This is a genomic window from Bradyrhizobium sp. HKCCYLRH2015, assembly GCF_051168215.1.
Classification (GTDB): Bacteria; Pseudomonadota; Alphaproteobacteria; order Rhizobiales; family Xanthobacteraceae; genus Bradyrhizobium.
In genome coordinates, this window is sequence record NZ_JBNPUO010000003.1 from 48,224 (window position 1) to 70,548 (window position 22,325).

Genomic DNA, 22,325 nt, shown 5'->3' on the forward strand with positions numbered 1-22,325 from the left:
GTACGATCGGTGCCCAGCCTCCAGGCATCGCGCCGGGATCGCGGGCAGGATGGCGCTCTTTCGGGGCAGACGGGCGCGAAGTCAAGCCGGCCGGGCGTCACGCCGGCGGATTTGGTTTCGGGAAGGTGTGAAGCGAGGTCAGGTCTCGGCCAGCGGGTGCAGGTCGCGGACCAGGCTCTTGAGCCGCTCCTCGACCACGTGGGTGTAGATCTGGGTGGTCGAGATGTCGGTGTGGCCGAGCAGGGTCTGCACGATGCGCAGGTCGGCACCGTTGTGCAGCAGATGGCTGGCGAAGGCGTGGCGCAGCACGTGCGGCGACACCAGCCGGGCGGGCAGGCCGCTGGCCACCGCGAGTTCCTTGAGGTCGCGGGCGAAGTGCTGGCGGGTGAGGTGGCCGCTCTCGCCGAACGAGGGAAACAGCCATTTGCCGAATGTCGCACTGGCCTTCTTCTCAGGCTTCAGCGCATCCAGGGCGGCGAGATAGTCGGCCATCGCCTGGCGCGAGGCCTGGTTCAGCGGCACCAGCCGCTCCTTGTTGCCCTTGCCGCGCACCACGATCATGCGGGCGTCGTTGCGGGCCGCGGTGCGCGGCAGCGCCACCAGCTCGGAGACGCGCAGGCCGGTCGCGTACAGCACCTCGAGCAGGCAATACAGCCGCAGCGCGCGCAGCCGCTGCGCCGACGAGGCCTCGCCGACCTCGGAGAGCTCCTTGGCCCTGGTCAGCATCCGGTCGACATCGCCGATCGACAGCACCTTGGGCAAGGAACGGCCGCGTTTCGGGCCGGACAGGATGGCGGCGGGATCGTCGCTGCGGATGCGCTCGCTCAGCAGGAAGCGGAACAGGTGCCGCATCGCCGACAGCCGCCGCGCCACGCTGGAGGACTTGAAGCCCCTGGTATCGAGGTCGGCGAGATAGTCGCGCAACGCCTGGGTGTCGGCCGTGGCGAAGCTGTTGGCCTTGCCGCCGAGAAATTCGGAGAGATCGGTGAGGTCGCGGCGATAGGCGTCCAGCGTGTTCTGACCGGCGCCCTGCTCGGCGGCCATCATGTCGAGGAACAGGCTCATCAGCCTGGCGTCGGAGGCCTTGACCTTCATGTCGTGAAATCCGCTGCGTCCGAGGCGATCGAATCACTACGAGGTATTCGCCGGGGCACATCGAGCGGTGACTGCAAATCTGGCCGATATCGCGGCGCCCGGCCACCTCAGAGAAGCGCAAAATGCTTAATCAATGCCGTGTGGCTTTTGAGTTCGCGCTCGCGTGCCGGATCATTTCTTCTGGAACTTGTCCGGCGGGATCGTCACCGTCATCTCCCGCGATTTGGGACTGACGAAATTCGCCAGCGCGTAGATCGCGCCATAGACCACGCCGACGATGACGGCGATCACGGTCAGGAAGCGGAACAGGCTGGGCATCGGGGTCGCGCGGGCCACCAGGGAAGGAATAGTTTCATCCAACATGTTCGCACCCGGCTGGCAAGTCCGGCGCTCTCCACCGTTCGTCCGGAGGTCGGTTCTGCTTGCTCCCTCATTCCGGGGGGGGCGCGCGCAGCGCGGCGAGCCCGGAATCCATCACCGCAGGACGATGTCGTCGGCGAGATGCCAACAGCCAGCCTGCCTCTCACAGCATCCTGTGGGTATGGGTTCCGGGCTCGCGCTGCGCGCGCCCCGGAACGACGTCCGCGGGGAGAACCGGTTGCGTGTCGCGGAACAGGATGCCTTTGAAAGCAGCAGGGGCTGGGTTAGAAGCCTTCATATGACCGACACGTCCCAACCCGCTGCAAGCCCAGCCGCTCCGGAGGCCGCGATTCTCGCAGGCCTCGGCAAGCGGCTGATCGTGCTGGTCGGCATGATGGGTGTCGGCAAGTCGACCGTGGGCCGGCGGCTCGCGGCGCGGCTGCGGCTGCCCTTCGTCGATGCGGACACCGAGATCGAGACCGCGGCCGGCATGACCATACCGGAAATCTTCGAATCGCGCGGCGAGGACTATTTCCGCAACGGCGAGGCCCGGGTGATCGCCCGGCTGCTCGAAAACGGGCCTGGTGTGCTGGCGACCGGTGGCGGCGCCTTCATGCGCGAGGAGACGCGGCGGCGCATCCATGAGAAGGCGGTCTCTGTTTGGCTGAAGGCCGATGCCGACGTGATCATGCGCCGCGTCCGGCGCCGGGCCGACCGGCCGCTGCTGCAGACCGCCGATCCCAAAGGCACGGTCGCTCGCCTGCTCGTCGAGCGCGAGCCGGTCTACCAGCTTGCCGATCTCACGATCTGCTCGCGCGATGTGCCGCATGATCGCGTTGTCGAGGACTGCATTGAGGCGCTGCAGGCGTTCTTCTCGCCACCGGAGACCGAGGCGGGGCCGGCCGGACCGCAACCCGATCCAGTTCAACCCGATCCTCCGCACGCGATGGGCGCGCTCCGATGACAGCACCTCTGAAGCATTCCGATCCGATCATCGTCGACGTCGCGCTCGGCGAGCGCGCCTATGACATCGTCATCGGCCGCGGCGTGCTGGCTTCGCTCGGCCAGCGCATCGCGGCGCTGCGGCCGGGCGTGCGCACGGCCATCGTCACCGACCGTACCGTGGCCGCGCATTGGCTGAAGCCGACCGAGGCGATCCTGGCGGAGGCGGGCATCCCGGCGTCCACGATCGTGGTCGATGAGGGCGAGGGCTCCAAGACCTATGCCGGCCTGGAGAAGGTCAGCGAGGCGCTGATCGCTGCCAGGATCGAACGCAACGATCTGGTCGTCGCGCTCGGTGGCGGCGTGGTCGGCGATCTCGCCGGCTTCGCGGCCGCCATCCTGCGCCGCGGCGTCGATTTCGTGCAGGTGCCGACCTCGCTGCTGGCGCAGGTCGACAGCTCCGTCGGCGGCAAGACCGGCATCAATTCGCCGCAAGGCAAGAACCTGCTCGGCGCCTTCCATCAGCCGGTGCTGGTGATCGCCGACACCGCCGTGCTCGATACCCTGTCGCCGCGCCAGTTCCGCGCCGGCTATGCCGAGGTCGCCAAATACGGCCTGCTCGGCGATGCCAGCTTCTTCGCCTGGCTCGAGGCCAATCACGCCGACATCGTCAGAGGCGGCGCCGCGCGCGAGCACGCGGTCGCGACCTCGTGCCGCGCTAAGGCGGCGATCGTGGCCCGCGACGAGCGCGAGACTGGCGACCGCGCGCTGCTCAATCTCGGCCACACCTTCGGCCATGCGCTGGAGGCCGTCACCGGCTTCTCCGACCGCCTGTTCCACGGCGAGGGCGTTTCCGTCGGCATGGTGCTGGCGGCGCAGTTCTCGGCCGAGCTCGGCATGCTGCCGCCGGACGACGTCGTGCGCATCGAGCGTCACCTTGCTGCGGTCGGCCTGCCGACCCATCTGCAGGACATCGCCGGCTTTGCCCAGGAGGGGATCGGCGACGCCGACCGGCTCTTGGCCTTGATGGCGCAGGACAAGAAGGTCAAGCGCGGCAAGTTGACCTTCATCCTGATGGAAGCCATCGGCCGCGCCGTCATCGCGAACGACGTCGATCCGGCGCGGGTCCGCGACTTTCTCCAGGCCAAATTGCGCAGCAGAAGCTGATCCCGGGCTTTACGCCGTATTGAGCAGTGCCAACGGATCATCGGCTGCCTCCCTCCAGAGCGACATCGGCGTCATGGACTGGTTCACACTCTCCGTCGTCATTCTCCTCCTCGCCGCCTCCGCCTTCTTTGCGCTGAGCGAGACCGCGCTGACCGGCGCCTCTCGCGCCTCGATGCTGCGGCTGTCGAAGCAGGGCAATCGCGATGCCGACGTGGTGTCGAGCCTGTTCGACACGCGCGAACGGCTGATCGGCGCGCTGCTGCTCGGCAACAACATCGCCAATATCGGCGCCTCCGCGCTGGCGACCGGTATTTTCACCGCCTGGTTCGGTGAGGTCGGCGTGCTCTACGCGACCGGCGTGATGACCGCGCTGGTCGTGATCTTTGCCGAGGTGCTGCCGAAGACGATCGCGATCAACGCGCCGGATCGCGTCTCGCTCGCGGTCGCCAGGCCGATGCGGGCGGCGGTGATCGTGCTCGGTCCGGTGCTCGCCGTGATCGAAGCGATCGTGCGCGGGCTGATGCGGCTGATCGGCTTCAAGGTCGGGGCCAATCAGCCGATCCTGTCGCCGACCGAACGCCTGCGCGGCGCCGTCGATCTGTTGCATCATGAAGGCAAGGTCGAGAAGCAGGATCGCGACATGCTCGGCGGCCTGCTCGATCTGCGCGAATTGCAGGTGTCCGACGTCATGGTCCACCGCACCGAGATGGTGATGGTGAATGCGGACCTGCCGCAGGAAGAACTGGTGCGCGAGGTGCTCGCCACCGAATACACACGCATCCCGCTGTGGCGCGGCACGCCGGAGAACATCATCGGCGTGCTGCATGCGAAGGACCTGCTGCGTGCGATCCGCGCCGCCGAGGGCGACGTGTCGCACATCGACGTTGCTTCACTGGCGCTGCCGCCGTGGTTCGTACCCGAGATGCGGTCCGTGTCGGAACAGCTGAAGGCGTTCCGCCGGCGCAAGACGCATTTCGCGCTCGTGGTCGACGAGTATGGCGAGGTCGAAGGCATCGTCACGCTGGAGGATATTCTGGAGGAGATCGTCGGCGACATCTCCGACGAGCAGGATGTGCAGGTCGCGGGTGTGCGCGTGCAGCCGGACGGATCCGTCGTCGTCGATGGCTCAGTGCCGATCCGCGATCTCAATCGCGCGATGGACTGGACGCTGCCGGATGAGGAAGCAACGACAGTTGCCGGTCTCGTCATTCACGAGGCGCGTTCGATCCCCGAGCGCGGCCAGAGCTTCACGTTCCACGGCTTCCGGTTTCGCGTGCTGCGCCGGGAGCGCAATCGCATCACTGCGCTGCGCATCGTACCGGTGCCGCGCGGCGAAACCGAGGAGACGCGGCCGCGCCGTGCAGGCACGGCGTTCTAGCTAGAGCATGATCCGGAAAAGTGGAAGCCGGTTTTCCGAAGAGATCATGCTCAAACAAAGCGATGGGATCAAGCCTCGCCCGGCGCCTTCGCATGCAGCGCGAGCGCGTGCACCGAGCCGGCAAGTTCCGCTGCCAATGCGGCGTTGATCAGGCGGTGGCGATCGACACGGCTCTTGCCCGCGAAGGCCTGCGACACAATATACACGCGGAAATGGGTCTCACCGCTCGGCTGGTGGCCCATATGGCCTTCATGCAGATGTGATTCGTCCTGAACATCGAGGCTTTCGGGCGAGAAAGCTTCGCGCAACTTTTTGATGATAGCATCTCGGGTCCGCATGGTCTCTGGAAATACGCATCAAATTATTTTTCGTCAATCGGCGGTCCCCGCCCGAGGTATTCGCAATGTCAAGACTTGAAGCTTTTCGCGTTGCGTAGTCAAAGTCCGCCATGCCGATCGATTCAAACAAATTCTTCGACTCCATCCGCATCAAGCCCAAGAAGGCGGCTGCGCGGCAGCCGGTGGTGCGCGAGGAGGCCCAGCCCTGTCAGTGGCCGGACTGCAAGAACAAGGGCTCGCATCGCGCGCCCAAGGGACGCGAGAACGCGCGCGAGTATTGGCACTTCTGTCTCGATCACGTGCGCGAGTACAACCAGTCCTATAATTTCTTCTCGGGGATGAACGCCGAGGCGGTCGCGCGCTATCAGAAGGATGCGCTGACCGGACACCGCCCGACCTGGAAGATGGGGGCCAACACGTCGGCCAAGCGCGGCACCGGCAGCGCCGAGGGCGATCTTGGCGATGCCGCCGATCCGTTCAGCGTATTCGCCGAGATCAACGGCCGCGGCAGCTGGCGTCCGGATCCCCGGTCGGCCCCCAAGGCCGAGACGCGCAAGGTGTTCAACGCCGAGCGCAAGGCGCTGCAGGTGATGGGCCTCGGTCCCGACGCGACGCTGGAAGATGTCAAGGTCAAGTACAAGGCGCTGGTGAAGCAGCACCATCCCGATGCCAATGGCGGCGACCGCTCCACCGAGGATCGCCTGATCGAGATCATCAAGGCCTACAACTACCTGAAGACGGTGGTGAAGGGCTGACGCGCGGCAGCGCGTGAGGCTGCCGCGCGTTGCGTCGAAGGTCTCAGGGCTTCGGCCCGATATAGGCCGAGCTCGGCCGGATCAACCGCCCCGTCCGCTGCTGCTCCCGCGCATGGGCGGTCCAGCCGGCGGCCCGCGCCACCGCGAAGATCGGCGTGAACGCCTGGCGCGGAATCTTCAGCGCATCGAGCAGGATGGCGGTGAAGAACTCGACATTGGTGTCGAGCGCCCGCTCCGGATTCTTCCGCCGCAGCGCCTGGCGGATGTAAGCCTCCACCTCGCTCGCAAACGGCAGGTCGGCGCCGCTGCCCGCCAGCCGCTCGATCGCGGCCTTGAGCACGTCGGCCCGCGGATCGCGCACGCGATAGATCCGATGTCCGAACCCCATCAGTCGCTCGCCGCGGCCGAGCGCCGCGTCGACCCACGGCTTGATGTTCTCGCGCGTGCCGATCGCGTTGAGCATCTCCAGCACCGGCTCCGGCGCCCCGCCATGCAGCGGGCCGGTGAGCGCGCAATAGCCGGCGGTCACCGATGCGAACAGGTCGGCCTGGGTCGAGGCGACGACGCGCGCGGCGAAGGTCGAGGCGTTCATGCCGTGATCGCTGACGGTGACGAGATACGTGTCCAGCGTCGCCACCTCGCCAGCCGCAGGCGTATCGCCGCGGACCATGCGCAGGGTGTCGGCGGCGTGGCTGGCGTCAGGATCGGGCGCAATCGGCTGTGCTCCCTGTGCGCGCTGGACCAGGGCGCCGGCGATCACCGGGCAGGCGCCGACGATCGTGGCTTCGTCGTCGAGCCCGGGCTCGGACCGCAGCGCCGCGATGGCGGCGCGGAAGCCGTCGATGATCGACAGGCCGGAGGTCGCGGCGAGCAGCTCGGGCAGCCGCGTAAAGGCGCGCGCGCGGGCCTGGCCGAGGCTGGCACGGACATCCGTCTCGCCGACGCTGCGCTTCGTCGCCGCGCTCCATAGTCGGGCAGTCACGCCCTCGAAGCCGCTGGCGGCGGCGAGGTCGGCCACACGCGCTCCGGCGATGATGAGCTCCCCCTGCTGGCCGTCGACGTTGCTGAGCACGGTCTCGGCGGCGGCGATTCCGTCGAGGCCGATGGGGGTCTTGCCGAGCTGGATGGTCATGGCGGGTCTCCTTCGAGAAATGGTCACGCTGCCAAGATCCGCCCAGTCGACAACTTGATCAATCTTGATTAAGCTGATCAATATGAAAAAAGACAGCGGTCTTTACCTATCTGCGCGCGAAGCTTCGGCTGAACTGGCGATCTCGCCGGCCACCCTCTACGCCTATGTCAGCCGCGGACTGGTCCGCTCCGAGCCGTCGCCGAATTCGCGCAGCAACCGCTATCGCGCCGAGGACATCCGGGCCCTGAAGGAGCGGCGCGCACCGGCCCCCGAGCCGCGCGCCTTCCGCAGCTTCGATGCGGACCTCCCCGTGTTCGATTCCGCCGTGTCGACAATCACCGAAGCCGGTCCGATCTATCGAGGCGTCAATTGCGTCGACCTAGCCGTGCGCGGCACGCTGGAACATGCTGCGACCCTGCTGTGGGACGTGACCGCGCTCGATCCGTTTGCGCCGGGCAACCTTCCGGCCGTGTCGGAGGAGATGGGTTTCATCGCCGATGCCGCGCGGCGCGCGGCGCCGATCGACCGGGCCATCGCGGTGCTGGCGCTGGCGACACATGCCGATCCCGCGGCGTTCAACCGCGCTCCCGATGGTCGGGCGCTGGTCGGCGCGCGCATCGTCCGGCTGGTGGTCGCAACCATGTTGAACCAGCCCGCCTCAGCCGATCCGCTGCATGTTCAGGTCGCGCGGAGCTGGGCGCCCGGACATGAACATGCGCCGGACCTGATCCGCCGCACCCTGGTGCTGCTGGCCGATCATGAGCTGAACGCGTCGACCTTCACCGTCCGCTGTGCGGCGTCGACGGGCCTCAGTCTCTACGATGCCGTCATCGCGGGTCTTGCGGCGCTCAAAGGACCGCAGCACGGCGGCGCCGGCGTCCTGGCGTCGCAACTGGTGAAGACCCTCGTTGATCGCGATGCCGCGCCGCTGATCCGCGAGCGGGTGGCGCTCGGCGAGCGCTTCGCCGGCTTCGGCCACGGCGTCTACAAGCACGGCGACCCCCGCGCCATCTCGCTGCTGGAGGCGCTGACGCGCGCCGGCGCGCCGCGCAAATTCACCCGCGAGGTGCCGGAGCGGATCGCCGAGGCGACCGGCGAGTTCGTCAATATCGACTATGCGCTGGCGGTGCTGGTGCATAGCCTGCGGCTGCCTGCCGGCAGCGAGCTGGCGCTGTTCGCGATGGCACGCTGCGTCGGCTGGCTCGCCCATGCCTGCGAGCAGCTGCAGCACGGCCGCCTGATCCGCCCACGTGCTCGCTATATCGGACCCGCACCCGGCCGCGGAGCCATGTTGGATGCGCTGTAGCGTTCTAATCCGTGACGCCAGCGGCGAGCTCAGACTCGCGCCGCTTCCGCACCAATCTGAGGACCAGCCAGACCACGATCGTGCCCGCGACAGCCGCGATGATCCAGGTGGACTTGGCGATATGGCTATGATGCGGAATCCCGCCATAACGGTGCAACAGCTGCACCGCGAAGACGCCGGGCAGGACGTGGGCGCAGGCCCACAGCGCGATGGCTGGGATGTTCACGGCGTAGAAGCGCAGCGGAGGGATGTCGAGCGCGCCGGCCGTGATCGGCACGACGGCTCGGATCGGCGCGACAAAGCGGGCGAAGAAGATCGCCAGGGTGCCGAACCGGTGGAAGAAGGCCTCGCTCTGCGCCACCAGGCGCGGATAGTTCGAGAATGGCCAGTTCGCCAGGATCTCGCGCTGCCGGCGATGGCCGACCCAGAACGCCCCGCCGTCCCCGAGCACCGCGCCCAGGACGGCCGCCGCCAGCACCCATTGCAGGGTCAGCTCGCCGCCCGGAATCAGCGCGCTCAGCGCCAGGATGATGGTCGTGCCCGGAATCACCGAGCCCACGATCGGGATCGCCTCCAGCAAGGCGGCCAGAAACAGGGTGAGATAGGCCAGTCCCGCATGCGCTGAGACAAAGGCAATGAGTGGGTCGAGCAGATGGGCCACGCGGTTCCTGTTGGTGGAGAGGGTGGGGCGGGGACTTCCCGATAAGTAGGAACCCCGGCCCCGGGTGCCACGTCGAGATTCCTGGGAAGAGCCGGCGGGCGAAAAGGTGGCACGATTCGCAGGGCAGCCTTCCGAAAACGGCCACCCATGCCTATCTCGATGATATAACGACGGAACTTTGATCAAGGCTTAGGCTTCTGCCCGCGCGTGCTCTCTGCTAGGCTGGCGTCGAAGCCCTTCAACCGCAGCCAAACATGAAATCTGGTTTCGGGAATGCCCGGGACCTCGGAGGATGAATGACGACCGCCGCTACGACCAATGCGCAGGAGATGACCGGTGTGCCCGACATGAAGGTGTCGGTGCGGCAGGTGTTCGGGATCGACAGCGACCTTGAGGTGCCGGCTTTTTCAGCGACCGACCCGCACGTTCCCGAGGTCGATGCCGATTACCGCTTCGACCGCGCCACCACGCTGGCGATCCTGGCCGGCTTCGCCAAGAACCGCCGCGTGATGGTGACCGGCTACCATGGAACGGGCAAGTCGACCCATATCGAGCAGGTCGCGGCGCGGCTCAACTGGCCGTGCGTGCGGGTCAATCTCGACAGCCACATCAGCCGTATCGACCTCGTCGGCAAGGACGCGATCGTGGTCAAGGACGGCAAGCAGGTGACCGAGTTCCGTGACGGCATCCTGCCCTGGGCACTGCAGCACAACGTCGCGCTGGTGTTCGACGAATACGACGCCGGCCGTCCGGACGTGATGTTCGTGATCCAGCGCGTGTTGGAGGTGTCGGGCCGCCTGACGCTGCTCGACCAGAACAAGGTGATCAAGCCGCACCCGGCATTCCGCCTGTTCGCGACCGCCAATACGATCGGCCTTGGCGATACCTCGGGCCTCTATCACGGCACCCAGCAGATCAACCAGGGCCAGATGGACCGCTGGTCGATCGTCACCACGCTCAACTACCTCGCCCATGACGAGGAGGTCGAGATCGTGCTGGCCAAGGCCAAGCACTATCAGAACGCGCAGGGACGCGACATCGTGAACAAGATGGTGCGGCTCGCCGACCTCACGCGCAACGCCTTCGCCAATGGCGATCTGTCGACGGTGATGAGCCCGCGCACGGTGATCACCTGGGCCGAGAACGCCGAGATCTTCGGTGACATCGGCTTCGCCTTCCGTGTGACGTTCCTCAACAAGTGCGACGAGCTCGAGCGTCCGCTGGTCGCCGAATTCTATCAGCGCTGCTTCAATGCGGAGCTGCCGGAATCCTCCATCAACGTGGCGCTGAGCTGACACAACGGCGTGGTCCCGGCCTCGGGCCGGGACCCATACGCCGCGGCCTCTCTCGTGGGGTGATGCGGGAGAGCGAGTGCGAACAAACGAACGCCGGTGGTTATCGGGCCTGGCGTTCGCCGGGACGATAGCCGCAGGAACCAGATGACCACACCGAGCAACAAGCCCCGTCCTGGCGTCAAGGAAGCACCGACGGAACCTTTCAAGAGGTCGGTCACGGGGTGCCTGCGCGCGATCGCCAGGGCGCCTGAGCTCGAAGTCTCCTTCGCGGCCGAGCGTCCCGGCCTTGCGCCGGGCAAGGCCCGGCTGCCGGAGCCGGCGCGCAAGATGACCAAGCGCGACGCCGCCGTCGTGCGCGGCCATGCCGACTCGATCGCGCTGAAGCTCGCCTGCCACGATCCGAAAATCCATCGCAAGCTGATCCCGGGCAATCCGCAGGCGCGTGGCGTGTTCGAGGCGGTCGAGCAGGCGCGTGTCGAGGCGATCGGTGCAAAACGCATGGCCGGCGTCGCCAAGAATCTCACGGCGATGCTCGATGATCACTTCCATCGCGGCAAATATGACGAGATCACCGACCGTGCCGACGCACCGCTGTCGGATGCGTTGGCCATGATGGTGCGTGAGCGCCTCACTGGCATGGCGCCGCCGAACGCGGCGCGCAAGGTGGTCGATCTCTGGCGTCCGTTCCTGGAGGACAGGATCGGCCAGCGTCTCGATGAGCTCGGCCGCTTCACCGAGGATCAGGCGAAGTTCGGCGACCTCGTGCACGATCTCTTGTCGGCGCTGGATCTCGGCGACGAGCGCAACGCCGATTCCGAAGAGGACGAGGACAACGACGACAGCCGCGACGGCGACAACGACCAGTCCGGCGCCGAGGGCTCGCCCGAATCCGACGCCGCGCAGGAGATGAGCGCAGACCAGGCGCAGACGACGTCGGACGAGATGTCGGAGAGCGCGATGGAGGCCGCCCAGGCTTCGGCGTCCGACACGCTCGACGACGGCGAGCTCGGCGACGACGAGACGCCGGGCGAGGCGACGCGTCCGAACCGCGGCGGCGCCAACGAGCCGCGCGGGCCGGAATATCACGCCTTCGCGCCGAAATTCGACGAGGTCATCGCCGCGGAAGACCTGTGCGACCATGACGAGCTGGAGCGGCTGCGCTCCTATCTCGACAAGCAGCTCGCGCATCTGCAGGGCATCGTGGCGCGGCTCGCCAACCGGCTGCAGCGCCGGCTGATGGCGCAGCAGAACCGTGCCTGGGAGTTCGACCTCGAGGAGGGCATCCTCGATCCGGCGCGACTGTCGCGCGTCGTCATCGACCCTTATCAGCCGCTGTCGTTCATGCGCGAGAAGGAAGCGACCTTCCGCGACACCGTGGTGACCCTGCTGCTCGACAATTCCGGCTCGATGCGTGGCCGGCCGATCACGGTGGCCGCGACTTGCGCCGACATCCTCGCCCGCACGCTGGAGCGCTGCGGCGTCAAGGTCGAGATCCTCGGCTTCACGACGCGGGCCTGGAAGGGCGGGCAGTCGCGCGAGGCGTGGCTTGCCGCCGGCAAGCCGGCCAATCCAGGCCGCCTCAACGATCTCCGCCACATCATCTACAAATCGGCTGATGCGCCGTGGCGGCGGGCGCGCAAGAATCTCGGCCTGATGATGCGCGAGGGGCTGTTGAAAGAGAACATCGACGGCGAGGCGCTCGACTGGGCGCACAAGCGCCTGCTCGGGCGTGCCGAGCAGCGCAAGATCCTGATGATGATCTCGGACGGCGCGCCGGTCGATGACTCCACGCTGTCGGTCAATCCCGGCAACTATCTCGAGCGGCATCTGCGCCACATCATCGAGGAGATCGAGACCCGCTCGCCGGTCGAGCTGATCGCGATCGGCATCGGCCACGACGTCACCCGCTACTACCGTCGCGCGGTGACCATCGTCGATGCCGAGGAGCTCGGTGGCGCCATCACCGAGAAGCTCGCCGAATTGTTCACGGAGACCCACGCGGCACCGCAGCCTGCGCCGGGACCAAAGCGCAGGCTGCATTCGTAAGCGGCCGTCGGCCGGCTGCGTCTCCTCCGTCTTGGAGGAGGTGGGGGAGGGGGCTCCGCTGACGATGTCGCTGCAGGCGATTGCCGACCGCAGGCGCTTTCTCGCGCTGACCATCGGCGGAGTGTCGGCATTCGCATGGTCCAGGACGGCTCGCGCGCAGCTTGCGCCGGCGCCGGTCCGCGGACGCGTCACCATCGACGAGCACTCCGTCACATCGGCGGTCAAGATCGAGGTCAACGCGCGACCGCTGCCCTCGTTCGACCTCCGTGATCGGACGCATCTGCGCTTCGGGATGCTGCAATATCGCAGCGGCGTGGCGCTGACCTCGTCTTTTCCCGGCTTCGGTGGCCTGTCCGGCATCCGGCTCGATGCCAAGGGTGAACGCTTCCTCGCGGTCAGCGACAAGGGCGGCTGGTTCACCGGCCGCATTGCCTATTCCGGTCGCGAGATCGCGGGGCTCGCCGACGTCGAAGCGGCGCCGCTGCTTGGTCCGGACGGACGGCCCATCACCGATCGCGGTTGGTATGATTCCGAGTCGCTCGCGCGCGATGGAGACATCGTCTATGTCGGCCTCGAACGCGTCAACCAGCTCCTGCGCTACGACTTCGCCAAGGGTGGAACCGGCGCGCGCGGCGAGATCGTGCCGCTGCCGCCGGCCGCCAGACGGCTGCCCCACAACAAGGGACTGGAGGCGTTGGTGGTCGTGCCGAAGGGCCTGCCGCTCGCCGGCACCCTGATCGCGCTGTCCGAGCGCGGTCTGGACGCGAACGGCAATCTGCTGGCCTTCCTGATCGGCGGACCGGCCGCGGGACAGTTCAGCATCGTCCGTAGCAACGAGTTCGACGTCAGTGATGCCGTGCTGCTGCCGTCCGGTGATCTTCTGGTGCTCGAACGCAAGTTCTCGCTGTTCAACGGGGTCGGCATTCGAATCCGCCGGCTGACGCTAGCGCAGATCGCGCCGGGCGCGCTGGTCGATGGTCCGGCGATCTTCTCCGCCGATCTCGGCCAGGAGATCGACAATCTCGAGGGCATCGATGCGCATGTCACGCCGGACGGCGAGACCGTGCTGACGCTGGTGTCCGACGACAACTTCTCGATGATCCAGCGCACGCTGCTGCTGCAGTTCACGCTGATGGAGTGAGCAGCGATACCGCTGCGGCGGCTCGCGTTGACCGCGGCTCGTCCATGATCGACACTCGCGGCCATCGGATCATCGCGTCAACCGTCACAACCTGGAACTCAGCATGAGCGCCCTGTTCACTCCGATCAAGCTGCGCAGTCTCGAACTCGCCAACCGCATCATGGTGTCGCCGATGTGCCAGTACTCGGCCGAGAATGGCGCGGCCAATGACTGGCACTTCACCCACATCAACACGCTGGCGCTGTCGGGCGCGGCGATGTTCTGTATCGAGGCGACGCATGTCGAGCCGATCGGGCGCATCACGCCCGGCTGTCTCGGGCTGTGGGACGATGTGACGGAAGCTGCGTTGAAGCCGATCCTGGCCTCGGTTCGCAAACATTCGAAGACCGCGGTTGCGATGCAGCTCGCCCATGCCGGCCGCAAGGGCTCCAGCTACAAGCCGTGGGATGGCGGACAGCAGATTCCGCTCGCGGACGGCGGATGGCAGACGGTCGCGCCATCGGCCTTGCCGCACAAGGAGGGCGAGCTCGCGCCGGAGGCGCTCGATCTCGCGGGCCTGGCCCGCATTCGCGATGCGTTCGTTTCTGCAGCGCAACGGGCGTCGCGCCTCGGCATCGACGCGATCGAGCTCCACGGCGCGCATGGCTATCTGTTGCATCAGTTTCTGTCGCCGATCGCCAACCAGCGCACCGACAGCTATGGCGGGTCTCTGGAGAACCGCATGCGCTTTCCGCTCGAAGTTTACGATGCGGTGCGCGCCGTCTTGCCTGCGGACAAGCCGGTCGGCATGCGTGTCTCGGCCACCGACTGGGTCGACGGCGGCTGGGATCTCGAGCAGACCATCATATTTGCGCAAGAGCTGAAGCGCCGCGGCGCCGACTGGATCGACGTCTCCTCGGGCGGCGTGTCGCCGTTGCAGAAGATCGCCCTCGGACCCGGCTACCAGGTGCCGTTTGCCGCGGCCGTGAAACAGGCGACGGGGCTTCCGACCATGGCGGTCGGTCTCATCACCCAGGCGCAGCAGGCCGAGGAGATCGTGGCCTCGGGCAAGGCCGACATGGTCGCGCTGGCCCGCGGCATGCTCTATGACCCGCGCTGGGGCTGGCACGCGGCAGCGGAGCTCGGCGGACAGGTCGCCGCACCTCCGCAATATTGGCGCTCGCAGCCGTCGACGCAGAAGGAGTTGTTCGGCAAGACGACGTTCGGCGCACGCTGACGTGCAATTGATGACCGCAATGTTGCGCACCAGCGTTGCAAAATTCTGCGGTCATCATTCCGCCCGCGACACGGCTGACGATTGTCGCTGTCGGACGAAGTGCTAGACTTCGCAGACCACGTGCGGCGATGCCGACTCGTCTGGTCGTGTTTCGTCTCGCGTGACGATGAGCGCATCACAAAGATGCGCCGCAATACAAACGCGAGAGGAAAGCGCCATGGAAATCGGATACTTCACGATGCCCTCGCATCCGCCGGAGTGCGGATTGAAGGAGGGGCAGGAATGGGACCTGCAGGTCCTGCGGTGGCTCGACGAACTCGGCTATCAGGAAGCCTGGATCGGCGAGCATCACACCGCGCCCTGGGAGCCGCACCCGGCACCCGATCTCATTCTGGCGCAGGCCTTCCGTGAAACGAAGAACATCCGGCTTGGGCCGGGCGGCTTCCTTCTGCCCTATCATCACCCGGCCGAGCTCGCCAACCGCGTTGCGATGCTGGATCATCTGTCCGACGGCCGGCTCAATTTCGGCATTGCCGCATCCGGTCTGCCGAGCGACTGGGCGATGTTCAACGTCGACGGCATGAGCGGCCAGAACCGCGAGATGACGCGCGAGGCGCTGGAGATCATCCTGCGTCTGTGGACCGAGCCGGCGCCGTTCACGCACAAGGGCAAATACTGGACGGTGACCAAGCCCGACGTGATGTTCGACTTCCTCAAGCCGCACATCAAGCCGGTGCAGGCGCCGCATCCGCCGATCGGCGTCGCCGGCCTGTCGAAGAACTCCGACACGCTCAAGCTCGCCGGCGAGCGCGGCTTCATCCCGATGAGCCTCAACCTCAACCCGGCCTATGTGTCGTCGCACTGGGACTCGGTCGAGGCCGGCGCGGCCAAGTCCGGGCGAAAGCCCAGCCGCAATGACTGGCGGCTGGTGCGCGAGGTGTTCGTCGCCGAGACCGACGAGGAAGCCTGGCGCTTGTCCTCCGGCGACATGATGGGGCGGATGATGGGCGAATATTTCCTGCCACTGCTCGGCCATTTCGGCTTCAAGGACTATCTGAAGCACTCACCCGAGGTGCCGGATTCCGACGTGACGGTGGACTATTGCGCCAAGCGCAACTGGATCATCGGCTCGCCGGCCACGGTGACCGAGAAGATCGAGAAGATCTGGCACGAGGTCGGCGGCTTCGGGACGCTGTGCGTGTTCGGCTTCGACTACAAGCACAAGCCGGAAGCCTGGCACAACTCGCTGCGCCTGTTGAAGCAGGAGGTGATGCCGAGATTGAGCCACCTCAATGCCGGCCTGACCAAGGCCGCCTAGTAACGTCCTAGTATCTTGGCGCCAGCATTCCCCCTCCCTTTCGGGCAATGCTGGCGTCAAAAGAAATGTAGCTAAAATTTTCGCGCGAGTGCAGCTTCAGATTTGACGTTTGGGTGACGGTCTTGCCGTTAGGACGGATCCAGGCGTCGAATCCGCTGCATGCGCGTGGCGGGTCTGACATCTGGGGGCAGGTCATGCGGTTTCGCGTCAGGAAGTTTGCCCATATCCTCGAACGCTCGGGTCTGGCTCTGGCAGGCGCCGCCTGCGGCGTCTTCGTCGGGGCCCATGTCGGCTCCAGCGTTCCGTTGCTGACCACGCAGGGCTTCCTGATCGTGATGATGCTGTCTGGGGCGCTGGGCTTCTATCTCGGCATCGACACGCCGCAACTGCCTTTTCATCCTCATGACGAGAACTCGCCGACGGAGACGAAGATCGACACGGCCGAATTTCTGAGCGCCGTCGGGACCTTCCTCGCAACCCTCACGGCGTTCTTCGCCGTTGCCATCATCATCCTGCGCGAAGATCCGCACATCGTCTGGACGTCGCTGATCATGGTCGGCTGGATCATCGGCGTGATCATGCAGATCGTTGCCGGCGCGATCGCGCGTCTGCGGCGCTGATTTTCCCTGTTCAATTTTTGGGCTGACGCTGTCGCGAGTTTCATCTTGCGGCGAACAGGTGGCGCATAGGCTCCTCGTTGAGTTCTGCTCTGCGGAACTAGCTGATACTGAGCAGCGACGGCACCGTCGGCGAGCCAACTTGCCGGCCGGTGATCCGGCAAATGATCAGGCTGCATTTCGGCGCGGGGTCGCGACAAAGCCGGCGTCCATGCGCCCAGAGCAAGCGCAGCATCAAAACGCCGCATGGCGATTCCGCGCGCGTTGGCGCGCTTGATGCATTGCAGGCGGCAAGGACATTTGGGAAGTTCATCATGTTGAAACGGGTGCTGCTGGGTGTGGTCATTGGCTGCGGACTGTCCGCGGCGCAAGCGGAGGAGCCGAAGGTCGGCGGCGTGGTCAATGCCGTCATTCAGCCCGAGCCGCCGGGCCTGATGCTGGCGATGGTCCAGAACGGCCCGACGCAGATGGTCGCCGGCAACATCTTTGAGGGCCTGCTGCGCTACAGCCCCAAGCTCGAGCCGCTGCCCGGCCTCGCCGAGAGCTGGACCATCAGCCCGGATGCCAAGGTCTACACCTTCAAGCTCAAGCCTGGCGTGACCTGGCACGACGGCAAGCCGTTCACATCTGCCGACGTGCTGTTCTCGATCGAGATGCTGAAGCAGACGCATGCGCGCGCCCGCAACAACCTCGCAATCGTCGAGAAGGTCGAGGCGCCGGACGATCTCACGGTGGTGTTCACGCTGAAGGAGCCGTTCGGTCCCTTCATCGGTATTTTCGAGGTCGGCTCGATGCCGATGGTGCCGAAGCACCTGTATGAAGGCACCGACTACAAGACCAATCCGAACAACAACGCGCCGATCGGCACCGGCCCTTTCATGTTCAAGGAATGGCAGAAGGGCTCCTTCATCCGGATGGTGAAAAATCCGAACTACCATGAGAAGGGCAAGCCCTATCTCGACGAGGTCTACTGGCAGATCATTCCCGACGCCGCGGCGCGCGCGGTGGCCTTCGAGACCGGCAAGGTCGATGTGCTGCCGGGCGGCTCGATCGAGAATTTCGACGTGCCGCGCGTCTCCAAGCTGCCGGGCGCCTGCGTCACCGGTGCCGGCTGGGAGTTCTTCTCGCCGCTGGCCTGGATGTGGCTCAACAACCGGCATCCGATCCTGGCCAACAAGAAGGTGCGGCAGGCGATCATGTATGCCATCGACCGCGACTTCGCCAAGGACGTGATCTGGAACGGCCTCGGCAAGGTGGCGACCGGTCCGTCGGCCTCGACCATCAAGTTCTATTCCGATGACGTGCCGAAATATCCGTACGATCCGGCCAAGGCCAAGGCGCTCTTGAAGGAAGCCGGCTACAAGGGCGAGAAGATCCGCATGCTGCCGCTCGCCTATGGCGAGACCTGGCAGCGCTGGGGCGAGGCGGTGAAGCAGAACCTGCAGGATGTCGGCATGAACATCGAGACGATCGCGACCGACGTGCCCGGCGGCAACCAGAAGATCATGGAGTGGGACTACGACATCGCCTTCACCTATCTCTATCAGTACGGCGATCCCGCGCTCGGCGTGTCCCGCAACTACATCACCTCGGCGATCGCCAAGGGCCAGTTGTTCAACAATGTCGAAGGCTATTCCAATCCGGAAGTGGACAAGCTGTTCGCCGAGGGCGCGACGGCGCCGACCGACGCCAAGCGCAAGGAGGCCTATGACAAGGTGCAGAAGATCCTGGCCGAGGACGTGCCGGTGGCCTGGCTGCTCGAGCTCCAGTTCCCGACCATCACCAAGTGCAAGGTGAAGAACCTGATCACCACCGGCATCGGCGTCAACGACGGCTTCCGCGACGCTTGGCTCGACAAATAGCGGTGCACTCCGGGGCGCGGCCATGATCCCCGCGCTCCGGTGCTTCGCTGTCCTCCCGAGCTGACCTTCACGGACCTTTCATGCTCTCCTTCATCGCTCAGCGCGTCGTGAAAGGCATCATCGTCCTTCTCGCCATCATCGTGCTGAATTTCTTCCTGATCCGGCTGGCGCCGGGCGATCCGGCCGTGGTCATGGCCGGCGAGGCCGGCGCCTCCGACCAGATCTTCGTGGCGCAGTTGCGCGAGAAGTTCGGCCTCGACCGTCCGCTGCCGGAGCAGCTGCTGATCTACGTCAAGGGCATCGCCAGCCTCGATCTCGGCTTCTCGTTCCGCCAGCAGGCGCCGGTCGCCAGGCTGATCGCCGAGCGGCTGCCGGCGACGCTGCTGCTGACGCTGACGGCGTTCGCGATCTCGCTCGGTCTCGGCATCCTGTTCGGTGTGCTCGCCGCGCGCTTCGCCGGCACCATCCTCGACACCGCGATCACGGTGCTCGCGCTGATCTTCTACGCAACGCCGCTGTTCTGGATCGCGCTGATCGCGATCCTGTTGTTCTCGGTCTGGGTCGATTGGCTGCCGAGCTTCGGCTATGAGACGATCGGTGCCGGCTATACGGGAGTCCGCCACGCGCTCGACGTCGCCGCGCATCTCGCCATGCCGGCTGCGACGCTCGGGCTGTTCTTCATGGCGACCTACACCCGCATGACCCGCGCTTCCATGCTCGAGGTCAAGCGGCTCGATTTCGTCAAGACCGCGCGCGCCAAGGGGCTGCGCGACGGCGTCATCCTGCGCCGCCACGTGCTGCGCAACGCGCTGCTGCCGGTGGTGACCCTGGCCGGCGTTCATGCCGGCACGCTGGTCGGCGGCGCGGTCTTGACGGAGACGGTGTTCGCATGGCCGGGCATCGGCCGGCTGATGTACGACGCGCTGATCCAGCGTGACTACAATCTCCTGCTCGGCGTGTTCGTGGTGTCCTCGGCCATGGTGCTGATCTTCAACCTCGTCACCGACCTCGTCTACCGTCTGGTCGATCCGCGCATCGAGTACGCCTCATGAGGCAGTTCTGGCGCACCATGCTGCGCAGCCCGAGCGGCGTCATCGGGCTGATCATTCTCGTGCTCGCGATCGTGATCGCGGTCGCCGGACCGCTCTACTTCCCGAACTCGCCGTGGCGCATGGTACAGCGGCCGTTCGTTCCGCCGTTCACGCTGTCCAAGGTCCCGCTCGGTACCGACGCGCTCGGGCGCGACGTGCTGGCCGGCCTGATCTTCGGGGCTCGCGTCTCGCTGCTGGTCGGGCTGGTCTCGACGCTGGTGGCGCTGATCGTCGGCGTGCCGCTCGGCGCCATCGCCGGCTATTTCGGCGGCCGTGTCGACGACGCGCTGATGCGCTTCACGGAGTTCTTCCAGACCATCCCGAGCTTCGCGCTCGCGATCGTGCTGGTGGCGATCCTGCAGCCCTCGATCTATTCGATCGTCGCCGCGATCGGCCTCGTCAGCTGGCCACCGGTGGCGCGTCTCGTCCGCGGCGAGGTGCTGAGCCTGCGCACCCGCGAATATGTCCAGGCTGCGGTCGTCACCGGCCAGAGCAATGCCTGGATCATCTGGCGCGAGATCCTGCCCAACGCGCTGTCGCCTGTCATCGTGCTGGCCTCGCTGATGGTCGCGACCGCGATCCTGCTGGAATCCTCGCTGTCGTTCCTCGGGCTCGGCGATCCCAACCTGATCTCCTGGGGCTACATGGTCGGCGCCGGCCGCACCGTCATTCGCCAAGCGTGGTGGATCACGGTGTTTCCCGGCGTCGCGATCCTGCTGTCGGTGCTCGGCCTCAATTTGATCGGCGAGGGCCTGAACGATGCCCTCAACCCGCGCCTGTCGCGCGAGGGCAGGTGAGGCCATGATCGACCATGAGTCCGCAGGGTGGGCAAAGGCGCACCGCGCCGTGCCCACCGATTTTTCGACCTCATCTGCCGATGGTGGGCACGCTTCGCTTTGCCCACCCTACGACGCTGTGGCGGTGAGCCATGGCTGACTCTGTCGTTGCCATCAGGAACCTGCGCATCGCCTTGCCCAAAGGCGCCGAGCGCACCCACGCGGTCGACGGCGTCTCGTTCGATCTCACCGCCGGCAGGATCGTCTGCGTGGTCGGCGAATCCGGCTCGGGCAAGTCGATGTGCGCGCACGCGCTGCTCGGGCTGCTGCCCGATACGGTGAACGTCGAGAGCGGCGAGATCCGCTTCGAAGGGCACGACCTGCTTGCCGTCGATGAGGACGGCTGGCGCGATCTGCGCGGTCGCCGCATCGCCATGGTGTTCCAGGAGCCGATGACCGCGCTCAATCCCTTGATGCGCATCGGTGACCAACTGATGGAGGTGTTCGAGGCGCATGATCTGCCGAGCCCCCGCGAGCGCCGCGCCAAGGCGCTGGCGCTGGTGCGCGAGGTCGGGCTGCCCGATCCCGAGCGGATCATCCGCGCCTATCCGCATCAGCTCTCCGGCGGCCAACGCCAGCGCGCGATGATCGCAATGGCGCTGGCGCTCGAGCCGGCGGTGCTGGTCGCTGACGAGCCGACCACCGCGCTCGACGTGACGACCCAGGCGCAGATCCTCAAGCTGATCCGTAGCCTCCAGGCCAGCCACAACATGGCGGTGATGTTCATCACCCATGATTTCGGCGTCGTCGCCGACATCGCCGACCAGGTGGTCGTGTTGCGCCATGGCAAGGTGGTGGAGGAAGGCGCGGCCGAGTCCGTGCTGGGCAATCCGCAGCACGACTACACCAAGGCGCTGCTCGCCGCGGTGCCCTCTTTCGATCCGCCGCCGCGGCAATCCCGCGAGGACGTTCCGAAGGCGATCGACGTGATCGGCCTCGACAAGACCTATGTGACGCCGACCGGCTGGTTCCGCCCGAAGCGCGAGACGCGCGCTGCGCATGCGGTCAATTTCGCGATCCATCAGGGCGAGACGCTCGGCCTCGTCGGCGAGTCCGGCTCGGGAAAGTCGTCCGTCGCGCGTCTCGTGATGCGGCTGATCGAGGCCGATCGCGGCACGGTGCGGATCGGCGACGTCGATCTCACGGCGCTGGAGGGCGGCGCCTTGCGTGCGCAGCGTCATCGCATCCAAATGATCTTCCAGGATCCGTTCGCCTCGCTCAACCCGCGCCGCAAGGTCGGCCGCATCATCGCCGACGGCATGGTCGCGCGCGGCACGCCGCTCGATGCCGCGCTGAAGCGCGCCCAGGAGCTGCTCGGCATGGTCGGGCTCGACGCGGGCGCGATCGGCCGCTATCCGCACGAATTCTCCGGCGGCCAGCGTCAGCGCATCGGCATCGCGCGCGCGCTCGCGCTCGATCCGGAGATCATCGTCGCGGACGAAGCGGTGTCGGCGCTCGACGTGTCCGTCCAGGCGCAGGTGCTGCGGCTGCTGGAAGATTTGAAGGCGCGCCTTGGTCTGTCGATGCTGTTCATCACGCATGACCTGCGGGTGGCCGCGCAGATCTGCGACCGGATCGCCGTCATGCAGAAGGGCGAGATCGTCGAGCTGAAGCCGACCGCCGCGCTGTTCGCCAATCCCGAACACGCCTATACGCGCGAGCTGCTCGCTGCCGTTCCCGGCCGCAAGCACGGAATGGCGTGATTGTGCGTAAACCGACCGCCGGTCGGAACCATGGCGCATCGTGCCGGGCCGGGTTCAATTACTTGC

At 66.2% G+C, this 22,325-nt stretch carries 20 protein-coding genes; 15 read left to right on the forward strand and 5 right to left on the reverse strand.

The annotated features are described in order from the left end of the window. Positions 1–138: 138 nt before the first annotated feature. Both xerD and ACQR1H_RS08260 read right to left on the reverse strand, forming a co-directional pair. Positions 139–1,095: a site-specific tyrosine recombinase XerD gene (gene xerD / locus ACQR1H_RS08255; RefSeq protein ID WP_434907401.1), complete on the reverse strand. Its 957-nt coding sequence runs from the start codon at positions 1,093–1,095 to the stop codon at positions 139–141. Between the two features lie 171 nt (positions 1,096–1,266). After that, positions 1,267–1,413: a histidine kinase gene (locus ACQR1H_RS08260; protein WP_315800919.1), complete on the reverse strand. Its 147-nt coding sequence runs from the start codon at positions 1,411–1,413 to the stop codon at positions 1,267–1,269. Between the two features lie 340 nt (positions 1,414–1,753). Here ACQR1H_RS08260 and ACQR1H_RS08265 point away from each other — a divergent pair, with 340 nt between their 5' ends. From ACQR1H_RS08265 to ACQR1H_RS08275, 3 genes are all read left to right on the forward strand, one after another. Then, entirely contained in the window at positions 1,754–2,419 is a 666-nt protein-coding gene (locus tag ACQR1H_RS08265) for a shikimate kinase (RefSeq protein WP_434907402.1), read from the forward strand. Continuing rightward, a complete protein-coding gene (gene aroB / locus ACQR1H_RS08270) occupies positions 2,416–3,564 on the forward strand; it encodes a 3-dehydroquinate synthase (RefSeq protein WP_316216835.1) in 1,149 nt (382 codons plus the stop codon). The genes ACQR1H_RS08265 and aroB overlap by 4 nt, the downstream gene beginning before the upstream one ends. Positions 3,565–3,637: 73 nt before the next feature. Continuing rightward, complete coding sequence (locus tag ACQR1H_RS08275) at positions 3,638–4,942, forward strand: HlyC/CorC family transporter (RefSeq protein ID WP_315800593.1); 1,305 nt, start codon at positions 3,638–3,640, stop codon at positions 4,940–4,942. 68 nt (positions 4,943–5,010) lie between these two features. Here the strand turns inward: ACQR1H_RS08275 and ACQR1H_RS08280 are convergent, their stop codons facing one another. Next, positions 5,011–5,280, reverse strand: coding sequence for a BolA family protein (locus ACQR1H_RS08280; RefSeq protein WP_315752308.1), 270 nt, complete (start codon positions 5,278–5,280; stop codon positions 5,011–5,013). Positions 5,281–5,390: 110 nt separating this feature from the next. Here ACQR1H_RS08280 and ACQR1H_RS08285 point away from each other — a divergent pair, with 110 nt between their 5' ends. Then, positions 5,391–6,035: a J domain-containing protein gene (locus ACQR1H_RS08285; RefSeq protein WP_315800591.1), complete on the forward strand. Its 645-nt coding sequence runs from the start codon at positions 5,391–5,393 to the stop codon at positions 6,033–6,035. A 43-nt stretch (positions 6,036–6,078) separates the two neighbouring features. Here ACQR1H_RS08285 and ACQR1H_RS08290 read toward each other — a convergent pair whose 3' ends face one another. Further along, complete coding sequence (locus ACQR1H_RS08290) at positions 6,079–7,167, reverse strand: citrate synthase/methylcitrate synthase (protein WP_434907403.1); 1,089 nt, start codon at positions 7,165–7,167, stop codon at positions 6,079–6,081. 82 nt (positions 7,168–7,249) lie between these two features. On the opposite strand from ACQR1H_RS08290, the gene ACQR1H_RS08295 reads away from it, so the two are divergent. Then, entirely contained in the window at positions 7,250–8,473 is a 1,224-nt protein-coding gene (locus tag ACQR1H_RS08295) for a citrate/2-methylcitrate synthase (protein ID WP_434840289.1), read from the forward strand. A 4-nt stretch (positions 8,474–8,477) separates the two neighbouring features. Here ACQR1H_RS08295 and ACQR1H_RS08300 read toward each other — a convergent pair whose 3' ends face one another. Continuing rightward, positions 8,478–9,134: a DedA family protein gene (locus tag ACQR1H_RS08300; protein WP_315800588.1), complete on the reverse strand. Its 657-nt coding sequence runs from the start codon at positions 9,132–9,134 to the stop codon at positions 8,478–8,480. A 296-nt stretch (positions 9,135–9,430) separates the two neighbouring features. On the opposite strand from ACQR1H_RS08300, the gene cobS reads away from it, so the two are divergent. From cobS to ACQR1H_RS08350, 10 genes are all read left to right on the forward strand, one after another. Continuing rightward, positions 9,431–10,429, forward strand: a complete 999-nt coding sequence (gene cobS, locus ACQR1H_RS08305; protein WP_315800587.1) for a cobaltochelatase subunit CobS — start codon at positions 9,431–9,433, stop codon at positions 10,427–10,429. Between the two features lie 144 nt (positions 10,430–10,573). After that, on the forward strand, positions 10,574–12,475 hold the full coding sequence (gene cobT / locus ACQR1H_RS08310; RefSeq protein ID WP_315800586.1) for a cobaltochelatase subunit CobT: 1,902 nt from the start codon (positions 10,574–10,576) through the stop codon (positions 12,473–12,475). A 64-nt stretch (positions 12,476–12,539) separates the two neighbouring features. Continuing rightward, complete coding sequence (locus ACQR1H_RS08315; protein ID WP_316182911.1) at positions 12,540–13,616, forward strand: esterase-like activity of phytase family protein; 1,077 nt, start codon at positions 12,540–12,542, stop codon at positions 13,614–13,616. 103 nt (positions 13,617–13,719) lie between these two features. Then, positions 13,720–14,832, forward strand: a complete 1,113-nt coding sequence (locus ACQR1H_RS08320) for an NADH:flavin oxidoreductase/NADH oxidase (RefSeq protein WP_315800584.1) — start codon at positions 13,720–13,722, stop codon at positions 14,830–14,832. 217 nt (positions 14,833–15,049) lie between these two features. Continuing rightward, positions 15,050–16,150, forward strand: coding sequence for an LLM class flavin-dependent oxidoreductase (locus ACQR1H_RS08325; protein WP_315800583.1), 1,101 nt, complete (start codon positions 15,050–15,052; stop codon positions 16,148–16,150). A 194-nt stretch (positions 16,151–16,344) separates the two neighbouring features. Next, positions 16,345–16,770: a hypothetical protein gene (locus tag ACQR1H_RS08330; protein ID WP_315800582.1), complete on the forward strand. Its 426-nt coding sequence runs from the start codon at positions 16,345–16,347 to the stop codon at positions 16,768–16,770. 311 nt (positions 16,771–17,081) lie between these two features. Next, entirely contained in the window at positions 17,082–18,629 is a 1,548-nt protein-coding gene (locus ACQR1H_RS08335) for an ABC transporter substrate-binding protein (RefSeq protein ID WP_315800581.1), read from the forward strand. An 80-nt stretch (positions 18,630–18,709) separates the two neighbouring features. Beyond that, positions 18,710–19,681: an ABC transporter permease gene (locus ACQR1H_RS08340; protein ID WP_315800580.1), complete on the forward strand. Its 972-nt coding sequence runs from the start codon at positions 18,710–18,712 to the stop codon at positions 19,679–19,681. Next, positions 19,678–20,517 (forward strand): ABC transporter permease, encoded by an 840-nt coding sequence (locus ACQR1H_RS08345; protein ID WP_316182914.1) that lies wholly within the window; start codon positions 19,678–19,680, stop codon positions 20,515–20,517. The genes ACQR1H_RS08340 and ACQR1H_RS08345 overlap by 4 nt, the downstream gene beginning before the upstream one ends. Positions 20,518–20,648: 131 nt before the next feature. Next, entirely contained in the window at positions 20,649–22,259 is a 1,611-nt protein-coding gene (locus ACQR1H_RS08350) for an ABC transporter ATP-binding protein (RefSeq protein WP_434907404.1), read from the forward strand. Positions 22,260–22,325: the final 66 nt, after the last annotated feature.

Bases quoted from the DNA above. Each gene is read 5' to 3' on its own strand.
- xerD (WP_434907401.1), bottom strand. From the start codon at position 1,095: ATGAAGGTCAAGGCCTCCGACGCCAGGCTGATGAGCCTGTTCCTCGAC.
- ACQR1H_RS08260 (WP_315800919.1), bottom strand. From the start codon at position 1,413: ATGCCCAGCCTGTTCCGCTTCCTGACCGTGATCGCCGTCATCGTCGGC.
- ACQR1H_RS08265 (WP_434907402.1), top strand. From the start codon at position 1,754: ATGACCGACACGTCCCAACCCGCTGCAAGCCCAGCCGCTCCGGAGGCC.
- aroB (WP_316216835.1), top strand. From the start codon at position 2,416: ATGACAGCACCTCTGAAGCATTCCGATCCGATCATCGTCGACGTCGCG.
- ACQR1H_RS08275 (WP_315800593.1), top strand. From the start codon at position 3,638: ATGGACTGGTTCACACTCTCCGTCGTCATTCTCCTCCTCGCCGCCTCC.
- ACQR1H_RS08280 (WP_315752308.1), bottom strand. From the start codon at position 5,280: ATGCGGACCCGAGATGCTATCATCAAAAAGTTGCGCGAAGCTTTCTCG.
- ACQR1H_RS08285 (WP_315800591.1), top strand. From the start codon at position 5,391: ATGCCGATCGATTCAAACAAATTCTTCGACTCCATCCGCATCAAGCCC.
- ACQR1H_RS08290 (WP_434907403.1), bottom strand. From the start codon at position 7,167: ATGACCATCCAGCTCGGCAAGACCCCCATCGGCCTCGACGGAATCGCC.
- ACQR1H_RS08295 (WP_434840289.1), top strand. From the start codon at position 7,250: ATGAAAAAAGACAGCGGTCTTTACCTATCTGCGCGCGAAGCTTCGGCT.
- cobS (WP_315800587.1), top strand. From the start codon at position 9,431: ATGACGACCGCCGCTACGACCAATGCGCAGGAGATGACCGGTGTGCCC.
- cobT (WP_315800586.1), top strand. From the start codon at position 10,574: ATGACCACACCGAGCAACAAGCCCCGTCCTGGCGTCAAGGAAGCACCG.
- ACQR1H_RS08315 (WP_316182911.1), top strand. From the start codon at position 12,540: ATGTCGCTGCAGGCGATTGCCGACCGCAGGCGCTTTCTCGCGCTGACC.
- ACQR1H_RS08320 (WP_315800584.1), top strand. From the start codon at position 13,720: ATGAGCGCCCTGTTCACTCCGATCAAGCTGCGCAGTCTCGAACTCGCC.
- ACQR1H_RS08325 (WP_315800583.1), top strand. From the start codon at position 15,050: ATGGAAATCGGATACTTCACGATGCCCTCGCATCCGCCGGAGTGCGGA.
- ACQR1H_RS08330 (WP_315800582.1), top strand. From the start codon at position 16,345: ATGCGGTTTCGCGTCAGGAAGTTTGCCCATATCCTCGAACGCTCGGGT.
- ACQR1H_RS08335 (WP_315800581.1), top strand. From the start codon at position 17,082: ATGTTGAAACGGGTGCTGCTGGGTGTGGTCATTGGCTGCGGACTGTCC.
- ACQR1H_RS08340 (WP_315800580.1), top strand. From the start codon at position 18,710: ATGCTCTCCTTCATCGCTCAGCGCGTCGTGAAAGGCATCATCGTCCTT.
- ACQR1H_RS08345 (WP_316182914.1), top strand. From the start codon at position 19,678: ATGAGGCAGTTCTGGCGCACCATGCTGCGCAGCCCGAGCGGCGTCATC.
- ACQR1H_RS08350 (WP_434907404.1), top strand. From the start codon at position 20,649: ATGGCTGACTCTGTCGTTGCCATCAGGAACCTGCGCATCGCCTTGCCC.